This window comes from Serratia sp. L9 (assembly GCF_050632285.1).
GTDB lineage: Bacteria > Pseudomonadota > Gammaproteobacteria > Enterobacterales > Enterobacteriaceae > Chania.
The window spans coordinates 3,713,781-3,737,465 of record NZ_CP192591.1 but is presented as its reverse complement, the minus strand read 5'-3'; the positions used below and the strand labels follow the sequence as shown (position 1 = coordinate 3,737,465).

At 51.8% G+C, this 23,685-nt stretch carries 21 protein-coding genes and 1 pseudogene; 14 read left to right on the top strand and 8 right to left on the bottom strand.

Annotated features, from left to right (window positions below; translation table 11 throughout):
* The 11 genes from ACQ86O_RS17745 (at nt 1) to ACQ86O_RS17695 (ending at nt 9,525) form a co-directional block, all read left to right on the top strand.
* On the top strand, nt 1–1,575 hold the full coding sequence (locus tag ACQ86O_RS17745) for a hypothetical protein (protein WP_431222200.1): 1,575 nt from the start codon (nt 1–3) through the stop codon (nt 1,573–1,575).
* Complete coding sequence (locus tag ACQ86O_RS17740; RefSeq protein ID WP_431222199.1) at nt 1,575–2,768, top strand: hypothetical protein; 1,194 nt, start codon at nt 1,575–1,577, stop codon at nt 2,766–2,768. Before ACQ86O_RS17745 ends, ACQ86O_RS17740 begins: the two co-directional genes overlap by 1 nt.
* Nucleotides 2,749–3,561, top strand: a complete 813-nt coding sequence (locus tag ACQ86O_RS17735; protein WP_431222198.1) for a phage BR0599 family protein — start codon at nt 2,749–2,751, stop codon at nt 3,559–3,561. The genes ACQ86O_RS17740 and ACQ86O_RS17735 overlap by 20 nt, the downstream gene beginning before the upstream one ends.
* A gap of 9 nt (nt 3,562–3,570) precedes the next feature.
* Nucleotides 3,571–3,816, top strand: coding sequence for a hypothetical protein (locus ACQ86O_RS17730; protein ID WP_431222197.1), 246 nt, complete (start codon nt 3,571–3,573; stop codon nt 3,814–3,816).
* 10 nt (nt 3,817–3,826) lie between these two features.
* Nucleotides 3,827–4,051, top strand: a complete 225-nt coding sequence (locus ACQ86O_RS17725; RefSeq protein ID WP_431222196.1) for a hypothetical protein — start codon at nt 3,827–3,829, stop codon at nt 4,049–4,051.
* Nucleotides 4,052–4,284: 233 nt separating this feature from the next.
* Nucleotides 4,285–5,616 (top strand): phage tail protein, encoded by a 1,332-nt coding sequence (locus ACQ86O_RS17720; protein WP_431222195.1) that lies wholly within the window; start codon nt 4,285–4,287, stop codon nt 5,614–5,616.
* A complete protein-coding gene (locus tag ACQ86O_RS17715; protein WP_431222194.1) occupies nt 5,613–6,329 on the top strand; it encodes a hypothetical protein in 717 nt (238 codons plus the stop codon). Before ACQ86O_RS17720 ends, ACQ86O_RS17715 begins: the two co-directional genes overlap by 4 nt.
* Entirely contained in the window at nt 6,326–7,153 is an 828-nt protein-coding gene (locus ACQ86O_RS17710; RefSeq protein ID WP_431222193.1) for a hypothetical protein, read from the top strand. The genes ACQ86O_RS17715 and ACQ86O_RS17710 overlap by 4 nt, the downstream gene beginning before the upstream one ends.
* 10 nt (nt 7,154–7,163) lie before the next feature.
* Nucleotides 7,164–7,742 carry a phage tail protein gene (locus ACQ86O_RS17705; RefSeq protein WP_431222192.1) on the top strand — a complete coding sequence of 193 codons (579 nt, stop codon included), beginning with the start codon at nt 7,164–7,166 and terminating at the stop codon, nt 7,740–7,742.
* Between the two features lie 26 nt (nt 7,743–7,768).
* Nucleotides 7,769–9,268 carry a hypothetical protein gene (locus ACQ86O_RS17700; RefSeq protein ID WP_431222191.1) on the top strand — a complete coding sequence of 500 codons (1,500 nt, stop codon included), beginning with the start codon at nt 7,769–7,771 and terminating at the stop codon, nt 9,266–9,268.
* Between the two features lie 2 nt (nt 9,269–9,270).
* Entirely contained in the window at nt 9,271–9,525 is a 255-nt protein-coding gene (locus ACQ86O_RS17695; RefSeq protein ID WP_431222190.1) for a hypothetical protein, read from the top strand.
* A gap of 163 nt (nt 9,526–9,688) precedes the next feature.
* On the opposite strand, the gene ACQ86O_RS17690 is transcribed toward ACQ86O_RS17695, so the two are convergent.
* The 5 genes from ACQ86O_RS17690 to zwf form a co-directional block, all read right to left on the bottom strand.
* Nucleotides 9,689–10,174 (bottom strand): PTS system mannose/fructose/N-acetylgalactosamine-transporter subunit IIB, encoded by a 486-nt coding sequence (locus ACQ86O_RS17690; protein WP_431222189.1) that lies wholly within the window; start codon nt 10,172–10,174, stop codon nt 9,689–9,691.
* A gap of 5 nt (nt 10,175–10,179) precedes the next feature.
* Complete coding sequence (locus ACQ86O_RS17685; RefSeq protein WP_431225764.1) at nt 10,180–10,599, bottom strand: PTS sugar transporter subunit IIA; 420 nt, start codon at nt 10,597–10,599, stop codon at nt 10,180–10,182.
* A 134-nt stretch (nt 10,600–10,733) separates the two neighbouring features.
* Nucleotides 10,734–13,544 (bottom strand): transcriptional regulator DagR, encoded by a 2,811-nt coding sequence (gene dagR, locus ACQ86O_RS17680; RefSeq protein ID WP_431222188.1) that lies wholly within the window; start codon nt 13,542–13,544, stop codon nt 10,734–10,736.
* A gap of 198 nt (nt 13,545–13,742) precedes the next feature.
* Nucleotides 13,743–14,384, bottom strand: a complete 642-nt coding sequence (locus ACQ86O_RS17675) for a bifunctional 4-hydroxy-2-oxoglutarate aldolase/2-dehydro-3-deoxy-phosphogluconate aldolase (protein WP_431222187.1) — start codon at nt 14,382–14,384, stop codon at nt 13,743–13,745.
* Nucleotides 14,385–14,600: 216 nt separating this feature from the next.
* Nucleotides 14,601–16,076, bottom strand: a complete 1,476-nt coding sequence (gene zwf, locus ACQ86O_RS17670) for a glucose-6-phosphate dehydrogenase (protein WP_431222186.1) — start codon at nt 16,074–16,076, stop codon at nt 14,601–14,603.
* Between the two features lie 393 nt (nt 16,077–16,469).
* On the opposite strand from zwf, the pseudogene ACQ86O_RS17665 reads away from it, so the two are divergent.
* The 3 genes and pseudogenes from ACQ86O_RS17665 (at nt 16,470) to ACQ86O_RS17655 (ending at nt 20,173) form a co-directional block, all read left to right on the top strand.
* Nucleotides 16,470–17,341, top strand: a pseudogene (locus ACQ86O_RS17665) (MurR/RpiR family transcriptional regulator).
* A gap of 186 nt (nt 17,342–17,527) precedes the next feature.
* Nucleotides 17,528–18,970 (top strand): pyruvate kinase, encoded by a 1,443-nt coding sequence (pyk, locus tag ACQ86O_RS17660; RefSeq protein ID WP_431222185.1) that lies wholly within the window; start codon nt 17,528–17,530, stop codon nt 18,968–18,970.
* 321 nt (nt 18,971–19,291) lie between these two features.
* A complete protein-coding gene (locus ACQ86O_RS17655; protein ID WP_431222184.1) occupies nt 19,292–20,173 on the top strand; it encodes a leucine-rich repeat domain-containing protein in 882 nt (293 codons plus the stop codon).
* 52 nt (nt 20,174–20,225) lie between these two features.
* Here the strand turns inward: ACQ86O_RS17655 and lpxM are convergent, their stop codons facing one another.
* From lpxM to znuA, 3 genes are all read right to left on the bottom strand, one after another.
* Nucleotides 20,226–21,194, bottom strand: a complete 969-nt coding sequence (gene lpxM / locus ACQ86O_RS17650) for a lauroyl-Kdo(2)-lipid IV(A) myristoyltransferase (protein ID WP_431222183.1) — start codon at nt 21,192–21,194, stop codon at nt 20,226–20,228.
* 197 nt (nt 21,195–21,391) lie between these two features.
* Nucleotides 21,392–22,714 carry a murein DD-endopeptidase MepM gene (mepM, locus tag ACQ86O_RS17645; protein ID WP_431222182.1) on the bottom strand — a complete coding sequence of 441 codons (1,323 nt, stop codon included), beginning with the start codon at nt 22,712–22,714 and terminating at the stop codon, nt 21,392–21,394.
* Between the two features lie 21 nt (nt 22,715–22,735).
* The gene (znuA, locus tag ACQ86O_RS17640) at nt 22,736–23,680 is read right to left on the bottom strand and encodes a zinc ABC transporter substrate-binding protein ZnuA (RefSeq protein ID WP_431225763.1); all 945 of its coding nucleotides are present in this window, start codon (nt 23,678–23,680) and stop codon (nt 22,736–22,738) included.
* Between the last annotated feature and the right edge of the window lie 5 nt (nt 23,681–23,685).

The window sequence follows — 23,685 nt, the reverse complement described above, 5'->3', positions numbered from 1 at the left end:
ATGGGTGTCACGTCTACTGATGGTGAAAACTTCTCTGGCGGCCAGTGGAATATTGATGTCAAAGCCCTAGATACATCAGCGAAAAAAGCCAAACAGTTTAACGAACAGCTTCAGCGGCAGTTAGACCTCAAAAAAGACAATACCAATGCGGCGCGTGTCGAGTATGAAATCGAGCATGGTCTACTAAAAAATGCCACTGAGGAAGCCCAGAGCGATGCTCGCGTTCGTGCCGAAATATTGGATGAAGAAATTGCACGGCAAAAAGCGGCCAAAGCCGGTGCGGCATCCGATAAAAAATCTTTTGCTGAAAATCAGCGTTTTGTTGACCAGTTAGAAAAACAGGCCACCAAACGTACCGAGGGCGCGGCGGCTCTCCGGGCTGAAGAAATTGCCACCCGTAACCTGACTGCGGCACAACGCCAGGCTGCTGAAGCGGCGAATGCAGCCATCAATGCGCGTGAGTTCAACAGCCAGAACATGCAGCTGCAACTCGAATACATGCGAGCCATTGGCGACACAGCCGGAGCCAGCTTGTTGCAGGCCAAGGACAAGTTTGCCGAGTTGCGCACCGAGTTTGAGGCCAGTGGTAATACCGAAGGGCTGAACTGGCTCGACAAGCTGCTGCCAGTTACCGAAACCAAGATCCGCGTCGATAGCGTCAAGAAACAGCTTGAAGATCTGTTTACGTATCAATCCCAGCAAGAAAGCAGCATCCAGGCGCAAGTCCAGGGTGGTCTGCTGTCCGAGATCCAGGGCCGTCAGCGCCTGATCGACTTACACCAGGAAGTCGGCAACAAGATTAAGGGCTACCTGCCCCAGCTTAAAGAGATGGCTAACCTGCCCGGAGAGGCTGGCGAAAAAGTCCGTGACATGATCCGCCAACTGGAGGAGCAACTCGGCAAACTGAACCAGGCCGGTAACGAATTGACCATTGCGTTTCGTGATGGTCTGCAGAGCGGTATCGAAAGCTCTCTAATCGGGCTGGCCAAAGGCACGATGAGCCTCTCTGATGCCGTGCGTAACTTGGCCCTGAGCATCGTGGACAGCATGGCCAAAATTGCCGCGCAACAACTTGCACAGATGGCTACTTCCAGCTTCATGGGCTCAGCTGGCGGTATGGGGGGAATGATGGGTGCCTTGTTTGCAGCGGACGGAGGTCATATTCAAGGGCCGGGAACCTCAACCAGCGATTCTATCCCGGCCATGCTTTCCAACAACGAATTCGTGACGCGAGCTGCGGTGGTTCAACAGGATGGCGCGCTTAATTTCCTACATGACTTTAACCGCCAGGGTATGGCTGCATTGGATGCCTGGTTGCCGCGAACCCGTCACTCAACCGGTGGTCTGGCGGGCATTCCTGCGCCGTTTGCACCAACACCGACATCGGTACCAGAAACCAAAGCAGCCACGCCTGCCGCTGCCGCTCCCGAACAGCCACTTTTCCAGCAAACGCTGGTCTTCGATGCCGGTGACGCGATGTCCAAAGGTTTTGAAAGCCTGGGGGGCAGACGTTCGGCGTTCACATTCCTCCAGGCCAACGCACCCACTATCCGCCAGATGCTGGGGGTGAAGTGATGAGCCTTTTCCCTTGGTTGATTGAGCCTAACTGGCAAGGTGGTATCACCGAGACGCTGGAGTGGAAGACCGACGTTCTGCCGTCCCCTACAGGGGCCGAACAACGGATCGCCCGCCGTCTGTCACCGCGCCGCACGTTTGAATTCGGCATTCTAGTTGGTAATAACGACCGACAACGATTTGAAAACAGTTTGTTCATTGCTGGTGCTGCCGAGTGGGCCATGCCGTTGTTTGCTGACGTTGCTGTGCTCAATGTCGATCACCCCGCTGGCACTACACAGATAACCGTTCCTACCGTGGGCCGCGATTTTACCGTGGGAGGCTCAGTGTTGCTGATGTCTGGTCTCGGTCTGTCTGCTGAAGTTGGCCTGGCGACGGTTACCGGCATTTCGGCATCAACGCTCACTCTGGCCACTCCGCTGCCGGTGACCTGGTCGGCGGGTTCCTGGCTCTATCCGTTGCGCCCAGCAGTGCTCACCGATCCGCCGTCACTGACCCGGCATACCGACAGTCTGTTCTCGGCTCAAATTCGTTTCCGGGTGACCGAGCATAACGCTAACAGCGACAGCATCCAGGCTTTGCCCGTTTATCGTAATCATCCGGTGCTGGAACCAGCCTCGGACTGGAACGAGCCTGTTACCGGTCAATACCTGCGACTGTTGCAAGAACTGGACAACGGCTCCGGTATTCCCGTTCGCACGGACACCGCCCGCCGCGCCTTCACGTTGATGATTCACCACTGGGTATCTGTTGGCCGCGAGAAGCAGGCCACTCTGCGCCGGTTGTTTTATTACCTGCGTGGTCGCCAGCGAGCCATCTGGGTTTCCAGCGGCTCCAGCGACTTTACCGCTGTCTCTGGGTTGGCGAATGGCACCATTGATGTTGAGTATGCGGCGTTCGCAGAGCTCGGTGTTGTCAATGGCCGTTGTGATTTGCGCATCGAATTGACCGATGGCTCTTGCCTTTATCGCCGTATTACCGGCGTGGCCGTTCTGAGTTATGCCGTCGAGCGATTGGCGCTGGATGGTGATTACATCACCGTGGCCCTGGAGCACATTGTTTCTATTTCATACATCACGCTATGCCGTCAGGAGTCTGATTCGGTTGCCTGGCAGCACATCACCGACGCTGATGGCCTGGCCACCATTTCAACCACATTTAGAGGGCTTCGCGATGAGCTGGAATCAGTTTGAGTATTCAACAGCGGATGGTCGTCCCGTCACGCTGTACGAGTTCATCCGGGGCGATGTGGTGTTTTACCGCTACACCAATGCGGATCGTGATATCGAGGTTGGTGGACATATTTGGACGCAAACCGCGATCAGCGACAACGGCTTGAGTGCCGGTAGCGGCAACAGCCTGGACATTACCGCCCCGGTTGATAACGCCGTGGTGCAGTTGTTCCGGGGCATACCGCCCAGCAGCCCGCTGCGCATCCGCATCCACCGTTTTCATATTGATGATACGGCTGCTGAGTTCCGTACCGTCTGGGTGGGTACTGTTAAAGAGATGAAACGCGAAGCTATTGATCGCGCCCGCATGCTGACGTCCAGCCTGGCTAGCACATTCAACCAGGTTGGGTTACGTCTGACTTGGAGCCGAGCCTGCCCTTATGCCCTTTACGACCACAACTGCAAAGTCAATCAACAACAGTTCGCTGTTGGCGTGACCATCCAAGCACTGGACGGGGCTGGTGTGACCGTTAACTTGCCTGGCGGACTGGCTGAAGACCATTTCTCTGGGGGCTATATCGAGTGGATTGTCGATGGGGTCATTGAGCGGCGCGGGATGAAAGCGCAGAACGGTAACCAGGTAGGGCTGCTTGGCGGCACAGTGGGATTGTCCGTTGGTCAGCCGGTGACGTTGTACCCCGGTTGCAACCGCACAATCGATGTCTGTGCAGCCAAGTTTGCCAATCACATGAATTACGGCGGGACACCCCACATGCCAGGCAAAAGCCCTTACACCATTATCAAACTGTTTTAGGAGGAACTTATGGAGCCGTTCAGTTGGATGGCGGTGGCCAAGTTTGTTGCAACCTTGGTCGCCTCATACGTAATCAGTACCGCACTGGCCCCAAAAGCGAAAAACAGCACCCCAGAAGCAGCAACTGAGGACGACTGGGAGATGCCACAGCCAACCGAAGGAACCCCACAGTGTGTTTTTTTCGGCGATTGCTGGACGGAAGACTGGTTCGTTCTCGGTTATGGCAATTATCGCTATGACGCTATTCGTAAATAAGGAGCCCAGCATGTTGATCACAATGGAACACATTCGCGCTGCAAGTGGCTGTGCCTGGGGGTTACGCACCTTCTTTGCGCGTTATGGTCTCGATGTGAAGGCGTTTATTGCCAATGGTGGCATTGAATCTGACCTTCTCCTGGGCACTGGCGATGCCTTAGCGATCCGCGTTGTTGAACAGGCACAAGCAGCGGTAAATGCCGCAGATGTCGAGGAGTCGGGTAATGGGCAGTAAAGGGGGGCGGCAAGGTTACGGTTGGATACCGCTATTCCTGGGATATCCAGGCGGGTCTCGGGCGTGGGCCAATCAATGAGATTGTCGCTATTACTGCGGATAAAAAGACCGTATTTGCTGGCTATGAGGGGCAAATCTCTAGCAGCACCTCCATCTTTATCGATAAACCAAACCTATTCGGCGGCGACGACACTGGGGGCGAAGGCGGCATTCAAGGGATATTCGAAGTCGCGATGGGGGAAGCTGACCAGGTACCGACCCCGAATGTCCTGAAGCTCTTATCCGGCCTGGTGCCGGGATTTCGTGGCCTTGTCACTACGTTCTTCAGCGGTTTGATCAGTTGCTACAGTGCCAGCCCAAAACCCTGGGCTTATCGTAATCGCCGCTCTACTAAAGGATGGGATCGAGATATTGTCTGGTATCCAGAGAAGTGCCTGATCCGCCTTGAGAACACGCAGGCTCAGATTGATGGCCAGGACGAAATGACACCGGATGTTATCGCTAATCTACGGACTATCCATGCGATGAACCCGGCGCACATATTGGTTGAATGCGCGACTAATCGCGACTGGGGCCGAGGGTTGTTGCTGAATGAAGACCTCGACCTGGACAGCTACCGCTATGCTGCTGACCAACTCTATGCCGAAGGGTTTGGTCTGTGTTTTCGCTACAACCGCCAGGACAGCCTGGACACGTTCGTCCAGCAGATGCTGGACCATATCGGTGCAGCCCAGTACGGTGACCTGTCCACGGGCAAGACGACGCTGAAACTCATCCGCGATGACTACAACCCGGATGATTTGCCCCTGTTTACCTATGACAACGGCATCATCGCCGTGCAGGATGATGACAGCACCAGTTCGGATACTGCCCCTAATGAAATCACGGTGACCTATCATGACCCGGTCACCAATTCAGACGGCGAAGTCCGTGCGCAAAACTTGGGTTCAATTCAGTCTGTCGGGCTTATCAGCAGTAGCGTTGAGTACAAGGCAATCCCGACACATGAACTCGCGGCCAGGGTCGCCCAACGTGATCTGGAGGTAGGTTCTGCCGGGATAACTCGCCTGGTTATTCAGTTTGACCGGCGCGGTGGCCAACTGACACCGGCAAGCTGTTTTCGGGTGTCGCTGCCCGACCGTAACATCGTCAATATGGTGCTGCGCGTCAGCAAGATTGACGAGACCGACACTGGTGCATTGACCGTCACGGCGGTGCAAGATGTCTTCGGGCTTCCGGCCACATCCTACAGCAGCGGCCAGCAAGGCAGTGGTTGGACGCCGCCAGATAAAACCGCCGTACCGGTCACCGATATGCAGTTGGTCGAACTGCCGTATTTCAGCCTGGCGGCAACATTGAGTGCTGCTGACCTGTCGTTCGTCAGTCCAGAGGCGTGTTATCTAGGGGTAATAGCCACCGCACCGACGTCGCTCTCAGTCAACTATCATCTGCAGTCTCGCGCTGCCGGTGCCGAGTTTGTCGATCGGGGCCGTGGTGACTGGACGACGTCAGCGACCTTGCTCACTGAGGTCGCCCCCTGGACACCGAGCTGCATGTTTCAATGACGTCCCCGCCCGCTGTTGGCAGCGGAGTCATCATTGATAATGAAGTCGTCCGCGTTGATGCCGTTGACCTGGTCGCTGGCAAACTGATGGTTGGCCGTGGCTGTGCAGATACCTTGCCGCGCTGGCATGCTGCTGATACACATCTGCGGTTCCTGGGGAGTGTTGTAGAAACTGATGGTCAAGAGTATATGCCTGGCGAATCGGTCGACGTACGCCTGCTGACGCGAACCAGCATTGCAACATTGGATGCTTCGCTAGCGCCAATATCCAGTGTACAGATGAACCAACGCCAGTTTCGGCCCTATATACCCGGCGATATTCGGGTGAACGGCATCAGCTACCCTTCAGTCGTTGAGCGGGCAAGTATCTACGTACTTTCGTATGCGCACCGTGACCGTGTATTGCAGGCAGATCGGTTATTTGATTGTACTGAGGGAAGCATTGGGCCTGAGCCAGGCGTAAAATATACCATTACGCTCACTAATCAGGACTCGTCAGAGGTCGTTTGGTCATTGGTGACAACGGAAGAGTGTGTTGAACTGCCTTATGAGTCAGCCGGTATTATTACCATTGGTGCGGCTGAGCATATCCTGACGCTCAGTAGTACACGCGATGGCATAGAATCGTTGTATCGTTACCAGGCTATTCTCCCGCGTGGCTGGTACATTCCCATCGTTCCGATTGAGCCGCCAGAGCCAGAGGACGAGCCATGAATGAAACGTACTATTATGGCCAGGGTAAAGTGTATTTAGCCCGCAGGCTCAACGATGGCTCCTCATTAAATTGGCGCTGGGCCGGTGATGTTTCCGAACTCACTATATCTTTGGTCGTTGATCGCAAAACTAAAAAGCAATCTTATGGCGGTCAACTAGCGGTATCCGAATACCACATTATCGAACAATCAGGCACTGTGTCTGCTATTTGGCATGAGCATAGCCCAGAAAATCTTTCCGTAATATTGCAAGGTAACGTTGTTGCAGCTGAGGGTGGCCGTTGGACTGAGGTATTAACCAATGTCGTTGCAGGAGGACGTTATTCATTACGCTATCCAAATATTCGCCGTTTGGTGATTGATGGGTTGAAAGTCGATGTTGACTACACCGTTGATACACTATTTGGCACCATAGAATTCTTGATGACCCCTGTCGTGCAGCCTGTATCCGTGTTTTATACCTATGCAGGAAATGTCAATACGGCTCTGTATACAAAAAAGCCAGAGCAATTGGCTTTGCGTTATGAAGGAATCAATTTGGCCGAGAATGGCATTCCGGTCTTAGTCGAACTCTATAAGCTCGAGTTTGACCCTATTTCTGCAATGGCACTGATAAACAACATTACCTCCCTAGCAGGGTTGGAAACAAATGCCGTTTTAATGTTGGACTCAGCAAGACCAGCAGACGATGAGTTAGGCCGTTTTGGCCGAGTGACTAATATCTCTCAGGTAGAAGCCACATTGAATACACAGACAGATATTGTTTATAACACTGCCGCTATGAGTGGCGAGTTTATTATTATTTATCCAAAACCGCGTAACTGAGATGACTGCTATGGATATTCAACATCATTCAATTTTAACAACGGCTGGCGAAGAATACTTTGCTCAGGCTATTGCAACAGGTACGCCGGTTATTGGTGCAGAGTTCACCTTGGCTGTTGGTGATGGTGGTGGGGAGCAATATGAGCCCAACGAGTCGCAAACCAGTTTAATTACTGAAAAGTGGCGGGGAAAAATCAATGATATTTATACAAATGAAAATGATTCGTCCCAGGTGATTGTCGAGGGTATTATCCCTACCAGTGTTGGTGGCTGGTTTATTCGTGAGTGGGGTATCTACAACAAAGAAGGTGTACTTATCGCCATTGGTAGTATAGATGATACGTTTAAATCAATCCTCGCGTCAGGGATTGGTAAGCAAATAATTATCCAGGCAATCTTGGACGTTGAAAATGCAGCAGTCCTTGACATTGTTGTTGACGACTCAATTGTTATTGCCAGTAAGCATTATGTTGACGAGGAATTTAAAAAACTCAACGGCAGTTATGGTGGTATGTATATTGGCGAGGTTTCCAGCTTCGCTGAGCTTAGAACATTAAGTAACCTTAAACATAACAGTAGACTTTTTTGAGGGGATATCACGCAGAGCATCCTGGTATGGGTGCGGGAGAATTCGTCGTTGACACAACAGATAACACCACTATCGATAATAGCGGAACTGTTGCTGTTAATGCCGCTGGAGTAAGGTTAAAACGCAAGTTAGATGGCAGGACAGTGACACCCGAAATGTTCGGGGCAATACAGGGGCAAGATGCATCCACTGCAATCAAATCCGCAATGGATTCAGGGTATTTTGTTAATGGGATGCTTGGTCGTTACCGTTTGTCTAATCATGTTGAGATGCCTCTCGCTTCTTCATTGATTTTTTGTGAGTTTGATTTGGATGATAAAGCTTATAACACCGGTGGCATCATGTTTGGGACTAATTGTACCTTAAACGTGATTATACACGGCACCTCACCTACAGGACTTTATCCCCATTCACAAACTGCGGTAAGGTCAAAGCAAGGAGCCAGAAGATCAAATATTACGGTTGTTGCTGATGGAGTGAATATCGCGACATTTGGCGATAATTGCAAAATGTGTACTTTTAACATCGAAGCCTATGACATAACTGGTCATCCTGAAATGTCAGAGGGCTATGGCCTTCTTCTTGCCAACTCTAGCTATTCAAACACAGGCTCGCTAAAGGGGGACACTATCGCACGTCATGGACTTTATATTAGTACTGGATCATCAAACAACAGATTGTCTGTAAATCTAAACAATGTAATTAACAAGGCTGCTTATAACCTCAATAGCAGGCCAACTCAGGCCCGCTGTGAAGGTAACAGGGTTAGCGGGGTGATTTCAGACTCGTTTTCCTGTGTTACTCTTTTCGTTGAATCAGATAATAACATCCCTGGAAGCGGAGGGATAAGGAACAACCAAATCATCGACATGACCCTTGTTTGCAAAGAAGGGGTTACTCAAAATGCCATACTCATAGAGGCAACAAAAGAGTGCGAAACAGCTTACGGTAACGGGTGGCGAAATGTTTTAATAACCGGCGCATGTGAGTCAACGACCCAGCCAGTAATTCGTGTTGTTAATATGCCACGATTCGATAGTGACGGGATTAAAGTTCGCGTCACGGCGAAATCTCGAATTCTGTCAATTGAAAAGGCTAACAATGCGGATATGGGTACAATGCGGTTCCGCAATGTGGACATTTTAACTCTGTCATCAGTGACCGGCATATACAATAACGTTGATACAGGACTTGTCGACCTAGATGGGGTTGATGTGATTACTGCAGGTCAACGTTACCAGTTTTCGGGAACTAGCTTTAACAACGTTATAGGTGTCGGTCGCTCAGAAATGCAGGTGGTTACCGCGATTGTTCCCGCGAACAACTCAGTGAATGTTCCTGTTGTGTTTAAGCGTGAGTATTACGGTGCGCGTGCAAGTGTAACCATATCATCGGCAGAAAACTCTACAGATAAATGTAACGCAAACTACTCAGCCATGACCCCTACAGGGTGTAATGTCAGGTTGATAAACGGCACTGCGACAGAACAATCACTATCGGCATCAATTATTGTATCGGGGCTCTAATCATGAGTGTTGAAATAGTGCATATCATTTTCACAACAACAGGGACAGTTGTTACGCAGGGGTTGAGCTTTAGCGGCCCTCAGCTCCTCTTCTACAAGGACAGGGTTGAGATACGGGAGTTTTACGATACTGAAGGTACCTTTCAAGATGTTCCTAATCTGGAGAGGAAAAAATTTCAGGTGATTGGGCCATGCCAAGCCATTATCGATGAGACCACAGAGGCAACATTTTATAATGAGGAGATGTGTAAGCTTTGAAAGCCCCTCCTAGGTGGTTGACTTTGATAAACCGAAGCGTCTCTTGTAGACGCTTTTTGAAATTCATTTTCACAGGATGAAAATTTTTTCTTCTTCAAATATCGCGCGTATTGATGTGCATTTATCGCGCGGCGCATCATCCTAATCGATCAGATGTCCAATATCAGAACTTCTTCAAAATATCTTCGAGTGCCTGCGGCTTGTCTTCCGGGATGGTCTGGAAGAACACGGTGACAGCGCGTTGCTGTAAGTCGCGTAAAATTTGCACATCAGCTTCATCTAGCGTGATGTTCTGGAATACCGCCTTGCGGTTTGGCCCTCCGCCCAGGCCGCCTACCTGGATATCCTTGACATCAAACCCGGCAACCACCGCCTGCTGTACCGCAGCCAGGTTCGGGAACAGTACCAAGACGTTCCCCTCACCCAGTTGGTTCTCCTGCCAGGCAGCCGCAAAGCTCTGGTTGCCGTAGCAATCCACTTTCACATTGGGTGGTGCAGCCATCAGATAGATGCTTTTCATAAAGGGATCGGCTTCCAGCTCATCACTGACCACGACAATCCGGTTCGCCTGCGACTGCCCAACCCATTTGGTGACCACCTGACCGTGGATCAAACGGCTGTCTATGCGACATAAAACGATTTTGGCCATAATTATTATTCCCCTGATGTTATTGATTTAATTTGTTTAACTACGTCGAGGCAGCTGTTACGCCCCAATTCAACCAGCTCATCGAGATGGCTGTGCAAATCGCCCTGCTCGCGAAAATCAATGGCGGCCAGCAGCAAGGTGGCATTGAGGCCAGAGAGCACGGCGATGTCGTAGTCGCGGCTCAGTCTCGCTGCCACGTTAGAAGTGGTTCCGCCGATAAAATCGGTGAGGATCAACGACCCCTCCGGCATGGTTTTCACCTGCTGTTCTACACGCTCGTGGAACTCAGCCAGCGTATCGACCGGCATTAGCGCGATATCGAACACTCCGCTGGTTTCACCGATCACCATGCGTACGCTTTCACGCAGTTGTTGGCCCCAGCCGCCGTGGGTCAGTAACAGAATCTGTGGTAATGCAGCCAAAATAGCCTCCTGGCAATCTGTTGAAAGTCATTGAAATTTTCTCTACAACACAGATATAGCAATGCCTGTGCCAGCTTTGTGGCACACCGGAGGAAGCTCAGTGGACTGCGGGCCATCAAGGCCCGCTACGGAAGGGTTTAGCGGTAGAGAAGCTCGTAGATATAAAAATATTCCGCATCGGATAAGCGGATGGAATAGGCTCGTTCGATCGGCAAAAAGGCGCTCTTGATGACAGAAAACGCCTGTTGGTCGATATCCAACTGGGCTTCCAGGGCAATCTGTAACGGTTTGTGGCTTAAAACGATACGCTCTACCATGCAACAGCAGTGGATCAGGAAGCGAAGTGTCACTTGCCGCGAAGGCTGCAGGTCCAGCAAGCGGCAGATTTGCTGCAACACCCCTTCCATTTCCTGCAGGATACGCTGGGGATTCAGCACCGAAATATGATTGATGATGCTTTCCAGCGTCAGCGCGCTGATAAAACGCATAGAACAACGTTCCACCTGCAACTGGCGTTCGGCGCTACCAAGATCCGGGTTCAACAGACTAAGCACCAGCTCCGGCCCCTGCTCGGAAAACAGCTCTTCCAATGCAATAAAAGGAATATCCGGCAGCCCAGGCTGGAAGGTCCCGACGATCCCCACCAGGCGTTCGTCTCCGCCTATTGCCTGGCGCAGGCGCTCCAGGCTGCGCACTTCGTTGTAATCCACCAGTACCATGCGGGTGTCTTCCGCCATCAGTTCACCAAAGCTTTCCTCCAGCACTTTTTTGATCTTCACCGCTGTCCCCATGCCGGTAATGCAGGAGATGGCCAACACCTTGCCGGTTTCTTCTTCGCGCTGGTTATAAAGATGGTGGGCGATACCTTTACTGGCCATCAGCTCCATCAGAGGAACGAAGTCGCTGGTTTCGTAAGTCAGATCCAATCCAATCTCCAGCAAAGAAGCCATGGTGATGTTCTGGATCAGCAGTACATCGATGTGAAACAGCTTGCTAACGGTGCTGGCAAAGTGCACCAGGGAGCCGATATCTACCATCAGGATCAATCGCTGGTAGCGGTTCTCGCGCAGCGTGGCGATTAACAATTCCAACGTGTCATGCACCGATTGTTCAAACGGCATATCGATGGCGGTGAACAGCTCACACTCCAGTACCCGGTTAACGTAATGCGCCATGCTGCTGGCGGTAGTCGCGCCATGGCCGATCAGCATCGCACCGCAATCGGGGTTGACCTCTTTGCGTTGGCGGAAACTGCGGCATTCTTTTAAAAACAGACACAGGTAGACGATTTCAGTCGAAGGACATTGGATATGGAAAATTTCATCTATCTTGCGGCACAGCTGATTGGCATTGTCATATTCATCCTTGCAGTAATCGAGGATCAGGCTGGAGGAATACAGATTGGGGATCAATCCTTTCTGGACATAGGAAAGCAGCGCCAGCAGGTGTTTACGCAGGTGGCCAGCCATATTCTGTGGCAAAGGAAAGCCCAGCACCTGCTCAATGCAGCCGGTAAGCATGGTGATACGCTGCTCAACCTGCCCGCCATAATAACGCTCCTGGCTCTCTGCGCCGTTACGGCTGTACAAACCATATTCAAAAATGGTACGCAGCTTATTCCGGAGGATCGACAGGGTTTCCTGCGGCGGCACGTTGCTGTTGCGCAGGTTGACGTATTCGCGCGTCAGATAGGTGTAGAACAGATCGCTGTCCTGCTCGCTGCTCAAGGCGCTCAGATGCTGCTTTAGCTGCTCGAGCGGTTGTGAGCTGATATCCAGAAACTCCTGCTGGCCAAACAACGCATCCACCAACAGGCGGCCGCCAGCGCTGGCCGAGTGCGGCACGTCCATCAGCCGCTTGTCCAGCATCAGACGGGGGCTGTTGTGCCCCATGCTGCTGGCCCAGGCCTGAGCGCAGAGAAATTGAATATCGCTTTTGAGCTGACCGATGTTTCCGCTGAGGGGTTTTTCCAGCAGGAACAGCAGCAGGCTCTTATCCAACCGGATAGTCCGCCCAATCTTGCGGCTCTCCTGTTGTAAAAAACCGGTAATGATTTCGACCTGTTCCTCCAGCGAACGCTCCCGCAAGGCCGGGATGGCAATTGAAACCTGAATACGTCGCAGGAAGGTACGCAGCAAGGTTGAGTCTGGGCTTTCAGTGGTGGCACAGATTAACCGCACGCTGATAGGCCGTGCCTTGTCACTTGACCCTAATGGCCGATATTCGCCTTTATCGAGAATCGAAAACAGCTTTTCCTGCCCTTCATACGGCAAGCGGTGTACTTCATCCAGCAGCAGGAAACCACCGTCTGCCTGCTCGATCAGGCCTCGTTTACTTTCAATCGCGCCGGTAAATGCCCCCTGTTTGTGGCCAAACAGATGAGATGAGAGCAGTTCCGGGTTATGCGCATATTCTGCACAGTTGAAATACACCATGGGGATTTGGCGTTGCGATTGCTGCACCATTGCGAATTGGTGCATCACTTCCGCAAAGAAGGTTTTCCCCACCCCGGAAGGCCCGGTGAGCAACACATGTAATCCGCCGGGATAAAGCACCGCCGCTTTGCCCTTTTTTACCGCCAATTGCAGGCTGCGATCATAGCCAATCACCGCATGAAAAGGATCGTCATCCTGCGGTTGTGGCAGTGATTTATGGGGCAACAGCTCCTGCAATTCTTTGACCTCCAGCCTTTCATCCTGCAGCGGCTGGCCAATCAGCTGTTCGAACACTGCCCGGTGTAAAAACAGCACCGGGCGGGATTTAATCTTGATAACCAGCCGCTCGCTGTGCAACTGGTTGAGATCTTTACTGACAGAGTTACGTGCCAGCCCCAGATTAAAGGCGATGGTTTCCGCTACGAAACCGCCAGCACACTCTGCGAGCGTTTCTCTGGTGAGGGTAAGGGTAAGGCGTTCTAGTTCCTGGCAAACTATGTCTTTACGCTTCATGGGAACCTGTTGTTATTTTTGATAATTAAAAATCTAAAAACAAAATGGTGGCAATTGGCTGGCTGGCAGCCCAACGGGCCTGAAGCCATCCTAATACAGGGGTAGGGTTGGCAACCACCGCAAAATGGGGTGTTGCAGGATTTGCAGATAAAAAAATGCCAACCCCTGGGGATTGGCATCGGCTGAATAGGATCGGAATTAAGCGGTCGCGCCCTCGACGGCTTTACGCGCCAATTCGGTGATACGGGCATAATCGCCGCTTTCCAGCGCATCGGCAGGCACTAACCACGAACCACCAATGCACAGCACGCTTTTCAACGCCAGATAGTCACGGTAGTTATTCGGCGTAATACCGCCGGTTGGGCAGAAACGCACCTGAGAGAAAGGCCCGGCAATGGCTTGCAGTGCCTTGACGCCGCCGTTGGCTTCCGCAGGGAAGAATTTAAATTCGCGCAGGCCGTAATCCATACCCAGCATCAGCTCAGAAACGGTGCTGATACCTGGGATCAACGGGATATTACCTGCAGTGGCGGCTTTCAGCAGATCGGCAGTCAGGCCCGGGCTGATGGCGAACTGCGCCCCGGCCTCGGTGACTTCATGCAGTTGCTGCGCATTAGTCACCGTGCCCGCACCAATAATGGCATCCGGCACTTCTTTGGCGATTGCACGAATTGCGTCCATCGCGCAAGGGGTACGCAGCGTGACTTCCAACACCCGCACACCACCTGCAACCAGTGCTTTAGCCAGCGGCACTGCGTGTTCCAGTTTATTGATCACAATCACCGGAACCACTGGGCCTGCCGTCAGGATCTGTTCTGCACTGGTTTTCCAGTTTTTCATCGTCATTATCTCCACTACTTTCGGTTGGTGTATGGCACGCCCCTGCCACAGGGCTCCGCATCGCTGCGGGTTCCGATCGTACCGTTAAAGCCCGCTGACAGGCTGATGCCAGTCGGTCCAGGCCCTTATTGGGAGAATCGGGCCCAAGCCCTCTTACCCCGCCCCTCTTCCACAAGGGAGGGGGACATCACATTAACTCTGGTGATAAATATCTATTTATTCGAACTCATTCCAGGAGCGCCCGTCACGGGTGATCATGGCAACGGAAGCGACCGGGCCCCAGGTGCCAGACTGGTACGGCTTCGGCGCTTCGTTATCCGCTTTCCACGCGTCCATGATGGAATCGACCCATTTCCAGGCTTCTTCAACTTCATCCCGGCGGACGAACAACGCCTGGATACCCCGCATGGTCTCCAGCAACAGACGCTCATAGGCATCCGCAACGTGCTCCTCATTAAAGGTTTCGGAGAAGCTAAGATCCAGCTTGGTGGTTTGCAAACGATGTTTGTGATCCAACCCAGGCACTTTATTCAGTACCTGGATTTCGATGCCTTCGTCCGGCTGTAGGCGAATGGTCAGTTTGTTCTGCGGCAACTGCTGGTAAGAATCACGGAACAGGTTCAGCGGTGGGTTTTTGAAGTACACCACCACTTCTGAACATTTGGTTGGCAGACGTTTACCGGTACGCAGGTAGAACGGCACCCCGGCCCATTGCCAGTTGTCGATATCCACGCGGATGGAAACAAAAGTCTCGGTGCTGCTGCTCTTGTTTGCCCCTTCCTCTTCCAGATAACCCGGCACCTTCTTACCTTGCACGAAGCCTGCGGTGTACTGACCACGAACCGTCGTCTCCCGGACATTGGTCTGGTCGATACGGCGCAGCGAACGCAGCACTTTCACCTTCTCGTCGCGGATACGGTCAGTCGTCAAATCTGCCGGGGGTGACATGGCGATCATGGTCAGGATCTGCAACAGGTGGTTCTGGATCATATCGCGCATCTGCCCGGCCTGATCGAAATACCCCCAGCGCCCTTCAATACCCACTTCTTCCGCCACGGTGATCTGCACATGATCGATGGTGCGATTGTCCCAATTGGAAGCAAACAGCGAGTTGGCAAAACGCAAAGCCAGCAGGTTCAGTACCGTCTCTTTACCCAGGTAATGGTCGATGCGGTAAACCTGACATTCGTTAAAATACTCTGCCACCTGGTCGTTAATCACACGCGAAGAAGCCAGATCGGTGCCGAGTGGCTTTTCCATTACCACACGCGCGGGTTCTTTATTCAGCTTGGCTTCACCCAGGCCTTTGCAGATGGCGCCAAAAGTGCTTGGCGGCATGGCAAAATAGTTGATGGTGGTACGATGTTTTTGGTCCAGCATCTTGCCCAGATTGACAAAGTGCTTGCTGTCGTTGACATCAAGATTGCAAAAATCCAGGCGGGCACTCAACGTCGCCCACAACTCATCGTCCAGTTTTTCTTTCATGAAGGTGCCAAGTGCTTCCTTGACTACCTTGGTATAGGCTTCTTTATCCCACTCGGCACGGCCTACGCCGATAATTCGGGTATCCGGGTGGATGTGACCGGCTTTCTCTAACTGATACAGGGAAGGCAGCAGTTTACGGCGCGCCAAATCGCCTTTCGCGCCGAAAATAACCAGGTCACACGCCTGGGCTGTAGAAGTTACCGCCATGTTCATCTCCTCGTTGCAGGATATTTGTAATTTTCTTACATTACTAATGTACTCTCTTTGACTATAGCCAGTAAACCCAGATCAAAAGCAGAAAAAAAGCCCTATAAACTACCGCGTTAACCCCAACACAGCGCCAAGACTGCCGGCAACGGGGAAAAGTGTAATTTTCTGTCTTTTTTGACGCTCTATTACCATAATGAAAGTTAGACACAGGTCATGTTCTGGTGAAAAAAGCCATCTTATACCTTGTCGAGACTGCCAACGGTTTCCAGCACGTAGTATATTTTCATTAAACCGGCATTGATTTCTCCTTTGATTGAAATCGACATACCCTATGAATCTCAAGTTGCCGCTTGAAAGACGCTGGGTATAAACCATGAGTGACTCTCGTCTATGAATACGCTGGAAAAAATCCAGAGCCATCTGGAACTCCTGAGCAAGTCTGAAAGGAAAGTCGCCGAGGTGATCCTGGCCTCTCCGCAAACTGCCATTCACTCCAGCATCGCCCGGCTTGCAAAAATGGCCGATGTCAGTGAGCCTACCGTCAACCGGTTTTGTCGCCGGCTTGATACTAAAGGATTCCCCGACTTCAAACTGCATCTGGCACAGAGCCTGGCCAACGGTACGCCTTATGTAAACCGTAACGTGGAGGAAGACGACAGCGTTGATGCCTACACCAGCAAAATCTTTGAGTCGGTAATGGCCAGCCTGGATACTGTAAAGGCAAATCTCGACATTACCGCCATTAATCGTGCGGTTGACTTGCTTACCCAGGCGAAAAAATCTCTTTCTTTGGCTTGGGGGCTTCTGCCGCTGTCGCCCACGATGCCATGAACAAATTTTTCCGCTTCAATATTCCGGTGGTCTATTTTGACGATATTGTCATGCAGCGTATGAGTTGCATGAACTCAACGGAAGGGGATGTCGTGGTGTTGATCTCCCATACCGGGCGCACCAAGAATCTGGTAGAGATGGCGCACCTGGCGCGTGAGAATGACGCGACGGTTATTGCCATCACTTCGCAAGATACCCCACTGGCAAAAGAAGCTACCCTCGCTCTGCTGCTGGACGTGCCTGAAGATACCGATGTCTATATGCCGATGGTATCGAGAATAGCTCAGTTAACACTCATCGACGTACTGGCCACGGGATTTACCTTGCGCAGAGGGGCAAAATTCAGAGATAACTTGAAGCGGGTCAAGGAAGCCTTGAAAGAATCGCGCTTTGATAAAGGCGTTGTCATTTCCAGCAACTTTGACACGTAACCCATTTGAAAGCCGCGGCTCAGCTCACGGTTGGAGCAGCGGAATTTTGAGGTTGTACCGTGATTTACACTCATACGGATAGCCTGGATGTAGCATTTGGCCACTAAAGTGGCCCTTGTCATCCAGTTTCGTTATCCTAACGTTTAGCAACACCTATATTTGCTTCACCAGTCAACGGAGTAATACATGTCCAGACGGCTCAGAAGAACCAAAATCGTTACCACACTGGGTCCGGCTACTGACCGCGACAATAATCTGGAAAAGATCATTGCCGCCGGCGCTAACGTAGTTCGGCTTAACTTTTCCCATGGCAACGCAGAAGACCATCAGGCTCGTGCTGACAAAGTACGTGAGATTGCAGCCAAATTAGGCCGCCATGTCGCCATCCTGGGCGACCTTCAAGGGCCAAAAATTCGCGTATCCACTTTTAAGGAAGGCAAAATTTTCCTTAATATCGGCGATAAATTCCTGCTTGACGCCAACATGTCCAAGGGCGAAGGCGATAAAGAAAAAGTCGGTATCGACTATAAAGGCCTGCCAAGCGACGTGGTGCCAGGCGATGTACTGCTGTTGGATGATGGCCGTGTTCAGCTGAAAGTGCTTGAAGTACAAGGCATGAAAGTGTTCACAGAAGTCACCGTGGGCGGCCCGCTGTCGAACAATAAAGGCATCAATAAATTGGGCGGCGGCTTGTCCGCAGAAGCCCTGACCGAGAAAGATAAAGCCGATATCATTACCGCTGCCAAAATTGGCGTCGACTATCTGGCCGTTTCCTTCCCACGCACCGGTGAAGACCTTCACTATGCTCGCCGCCTGGCGCGTGATGCTGGCTGCAATGCCAAAATCGTGTCAAAAGTAGAACGTGCCGAAGCCGTATGCAGTGACGAAGCCATGGATGACATCATCCTGGCTTCCGACGTCGTCATGGTTGCTCGTGGCGATCTGGGTGTGGAAATTGGCGATCCGGAACTGGTAGGTATCCAGAAGAAACTGATCCGCCGCGCACGCACACTGAACCGCGCCGTGATCACCGCAACTCAGATGATGGAATCGATGATCACCAACCCGATGCCAACCCGCGCCGAAGTGATGGACGTGGCTAACGCCGTGTTGGATGGCACTGATGCAGTAATGCTGTCTGCTGAAACGGCTGCTGGCCAGTATCCTGCCGAAACCGTGGCCGCTATGGCTCGTGTTTGCCTGGGCGCAGAGAAAATCCCCAGCATCAACGTTTCCAAACACCGCATGGACGTGCAGTTCGACAATATCGAAGAAGCCATCGCCATGTCGACCATGTATGCGGCCAATCACCTGAAAGGGGTAACCGCCATCATCGCCATGACCGAGTCAGGCCGCACCGCACTGATGATGTCACGTATCAGCTCCGGTCTGCCAATCTTCGCCATGTCGCGTCATGAACACACGCTGAACCTGACTGCACTCTACCGTGGCGTGACGCCAGTGTACTTCGGTAGCCACAGTGATGGCGTAGCCGCCGCCAATGACGCAATCAGCCGTCTGCGTGATAAAGGCTATCTGGTGTCTGGCGATCTGGTGCTGGTCACCCAAGGTGATGTTATGAGTACCGTTGGCACCACCAATACCAGTCGTATCCTGCGCGTAGAATAATTACCGCGCTTAGCGTTAAAGCCAGTCAGTGCAACCTGACTGGCTCATTCAGCCCGATCAAATACGGCCACGCATAGTTATGATCCCCTCACCTAATACACCCCATTTGTGATATATGCCGATCTGGCACGAAAGTTCTGCTCTGACAAACCTGTTGATTAATCAAACACCATTTAAAGGTGTTTAATCTTCCCCTGCCAATATCAAGCAAGCGGTTAGAACCTACCCGCCTGGGAGCACATTTATTGAGTGTGCTATTCCTCTGTGTTCCCTATTTGCGTACCATCAGCCTACTTTTCCGCTTTGTTTCGGGGTACTTTCATGCTGCACCAGCATCATCGGCAACAGGTTCAAGGATCGTTGGATCTTGATAACCAACAACTCGAAAACCTGGACGGGCAATGCCTTAACGGTACCTGGCTGCAAAAAATCAGTTTGTACAATAACCGGCTAACCACCTTCCCCACACAAATCTTCCAACATAACCATTTGCAGGTACTGAATATCTCCTGCAACCAGATTGCTCAGTTGCCAGCCGAAATCGGCCAGTTAACGCAATTAGAGATGTTTGACTTTGGCCATAACCGAACAACGTCAATCCCGGCAGAAATAGGTGCATTACGTGGTTTAAAGTATCTGTATTTAAGTGATAACGGTTTTAGCCAGGTGCCTGATTCGCTAAGCAATCTACAGGCATTGCGTTATCTGAATATGACGGATAACCAGTTAACATGCCTCCCCGCGGTAATTTGTTCTCTGGGGGCGTTACAAGAACTTCGCCTCTACAATAATGCGATTGCGGGATTACCAGCCGAAATTGGCAAACTTGGCCAGTTACGTGAATTGCACCTGATGAATAACCGTATCGAAACCCTGCCAGTAGAAATTGCCCAACTGGCACAACTCCAGGTGTTGGATTTGGAAAAGAACGCCGTTGCGCTGTTGCCTGATCAATGCTGCCAGTTGCCAAAATTGACCACGCTGAATCTGCGTTTCAACCGCCTGACTAAATTACCGGAGAATTTTGGCGAGTTAACTTCGTTGGTCTCATTAGATCTGCGTGCCAACCAGCTAAGTGAACTGCCGCAAAGTATGATGCAGATGAAGAACCTGCGGCGGCTGGACTTACGTTGGAATAACTTTAGCCAGGCTTCGCCAGTGATCGAACGGCTGATCCAGCAAGGCTGTATGGTGCATTATTAAAACAAAAGCCGAACGGTTACCCGCTCGGCTTACAGCAAAACCTTCATCTGATTTAACGATATAAGTCGTCACGCGAATAAGGTTCAATCTCACCCTCTTTGCGCGTTTTCAGCAATTTCAGGATCCAGGTATATTGCTCCGGATTCGGGCCAACCAGGTTTTCCACTTCTTCATTCATACGGCGTGCAATACGCAGATCGTCAGCGTCGGCCAAATCATCCATAGGCTCACGGATATAGATATCCAGCATGCTGGTTTTACCGTCGTACACCGGGAAAAGTGGCACAATTGCCGCTTTACAGACTTTCATCAGGCGGCCAACCGCCGGTAATGTGGCCTTGTAAGTCGCAAAGAAATCTACGAACTCACTGTGCTCGGCACCGTGATCCTGATCCGGCAGGTAGTAACCCCAATAGCCTTGGCGCACAGAACTGATAAAAGGTTTAATGCCGTCGTTACGCGCATGCATGCGGCCACCAAATTTGCGGCGTACGGTATTCCACAGATAATCGACCAGCGGGTTACTCTGATTATGGAACATGGCGGCCATGGGTTGGCCACGCGCGGCCATCAACATCGCTGGCACATCCACCGCCCAACCGTGCGGCACCAGGAAAATGACATTTCGGCCTTCTTCGCGGATTTTATCCAGCACTTCTTCGCCATGCCAGCGCACACGTTTGAGTACTTTTTCCGGTTTAGTGCAGGCCAGTTCTGCCATCAGGATCATGGATTGTGGCGCGGTGGCAAACATCTCGTCGATGATATGTTCGCGTTCATTCTCAGGTAATTCTGGTAAGCAGTAGAGCAGATTGATACGAGCGCGGCGGCGAGCCCCTTTAGCAACCTTGCCCGCCAGTTTGCCGATCGCGCCTAACAGCGGATCGCGCATACGCGCCGGGACCAGAGAAATACCGGCCATAAGCCCGGTGCCTAGCCAAACACCCCAGTAACGCGGGTGATAGAAGGCTTTCTGGAATTGTGGGATAAACTCTACGTTCGATTTTTTCTCTTTTTGCATGAACCGACTCTTGAATCAACGCATCTGCCCGAAAGATACCACACTCTACCCTACGGATTTCAAGTTGCCGTCAGGCGGAGATCAGAATCGCTCGCCCGATAACTTACAAGATAAAGGGAGTGTCCCTGACAGGTGCTAATAAAAAAGCATCGGCCTTAATCAGGCCGATGGGGAATTCATAAATGATATTGAAATGATTAGTCCAGCTGCAGTTGCGGTACCACTTCTTTTACCTGAGCCAGATAATCGCTGCGATCTTTACCGCTCAACCCTTCTGAACGTGGCAATTTCGCTGTCAGTGGGTTTACCGCCTGCTGGTTGGTCCACATTTCATAGTGCAAATGTGGCCCGGTAGAGCGGCCAGTGTTGCCGGAAAGCGCAATGCGGTCACCACGTTTCACTTTCTGCCCTGGCTTGACCAACAGTTTTTTCAGGTGCATATAGCGGGTAGTGTATTGGCGGCCGTGGCGGATCGCCACATAGTTCCCTGCCGCGCCGCTACGCTTGGCGATCACGACCTCACCATCCCCCACTGCCAGTACTGGCGTTCCTACCGGCATGGCGAAGTCGACACCTTTATGCGGTGCAACGCGACCAGTCACCGGGTTGACACGACGGGGGTTGAAATTGGAGGAGATACGGAACTGCTTCATGGTAGGGAAACGCATAAAGCCACGTGCCAATCCTGAGCCTTGACGATCGTAGAACTTACCGTCTTCGGCACGAATGGCGTAGTAATCTTTGCCACTGCTGCGCATACGCACGCCCAACAGTTGGCTTTGTTCGCTCTTGCCGTCAAATTCTTCGCGTGACATCAACACCGCAAATTGATCGCCTTTGCGCAGTTTGCGGAAATCGAGTTGCCACTGCAGCGCTTTGATCACCGCATTGATTTCAGCACGCGTCAGGCCAGCCGCAGAAGCGCTGCTGACAAAGCTGCCATTCAACTGGCCACTCAGCACGCTGTTGCGCCATTCACCTTTCTGCGTTTCTTTCGACTCTTTAAAGTTGTTACCCACACGATCGTAAGTGCGGGTTTCACGGCGGGAAACCTCCCAGGTCAGACGTTGCAGGTCGCCTGCATCGTTCACCGTCCAGGAGAGCTGCTGGCCGATCTTCAAGTTACGCAAATCACGGTTTTGTGAAGCCAGCAGGGAAACATCAGACATTTCGATGCCGTACTGGGTCAGAATACTGCCGAGTGTATCACCAGTGGAAACTACATATTCATGCACACCTTCCTCACCGGCAACCTTCTGGTCCAGCTCATCTTGAGGGATGTCATCATCGGGGGTCGGTTGGTCGGCATCAATAGGTTCGCTAGCCTCAGGTAACAAGGTTCTTAGCTGATTAGATTCCAGATCGACGCTTTTAACGATTGGAGGTTGTTCTGGGTGATAAACAGAAGGCCGCCAGACAGCGACGGCCAACGTAACGACTGTCAACGACCCCAGCATTACGCGGTGGGGTCTAGGCAGGTTGTTATACGCCAGAGTGATAGTTCGGACTATCTTCTGCACTCGGTTTTATCCTCATAATCTTTACTTCAGGCAGCTCACGTACTGGGTCGACAGCGCTGTCAGGAAGTTCCCGTAGCTGTCTTTCCCCAGTGCGATACCGCTGCCCAGCGGGTCCAGCGTTCCAGAACGCACTTGGGTACCCTTGGCAACGGCATTGATTACGGCCGGTCTGAATTGTGGCTCAGCAAAAACGCAGACAGCTTTCTGCTCAACCAACTGTGTTCGAATTTGGTGTAAACGCTGTGCTCCAGGTTGAATTTCGGGATTAACGGTGAAATGGCCCAGTGGGCTCAAACCGAAGTGTTTTTCAAAGTAGCCGTAAGCGTCATGAAAAACAAAATATCCCTTACCTTGCACAGGCGTAAGCATCTTAACAATATTTTTGTCAGTTTGCGCTAGCTGATCCTCGAACTGGCGCAGGTTTGCGTCTAATTTGTCCTTATTTTGCGGCATAAGTTCCAATAATCTGTCGTGAATCGCGATCGCGGTCACTTTTGCGACTTCTGGAGACAGCCAAAGGTGCATATTATATTCACCATGATGATGGTCATGTTCTTCTTCGTGTGCTGCATGGCTATGCGCATCTGTTGCATGATCATGGTCGTGATCGTCGTCTTCACCCTTTATCAGCAGAGGTTTGACATCGGCCAGTTCAGCGATAGCCAGCTGTTTGTTGGCAGGCACCTGCGTCAGGGATTTGGTCAGAAAAGCTTCCATATCCGGCCCTATCCACAACACCAGATCGGCACCGCGCAAGCGCTGGATATCTGATGGGCGTAGCGCAAAATCATGGGGTGATGCCCCGTCCGGCAATAAAACTTCGGTTTCAGTGACCCCATCGGCGATGGCCGAGGCGATAAAACCCAAAGGGCGAATAGACGTCACCACCGCCGCTGAAGCGCTTCCAGCCGCCATCAATACGCTGGCTAACACGGCGCGTTGCAGCCATTTATTTTTCTGTACCATCATCT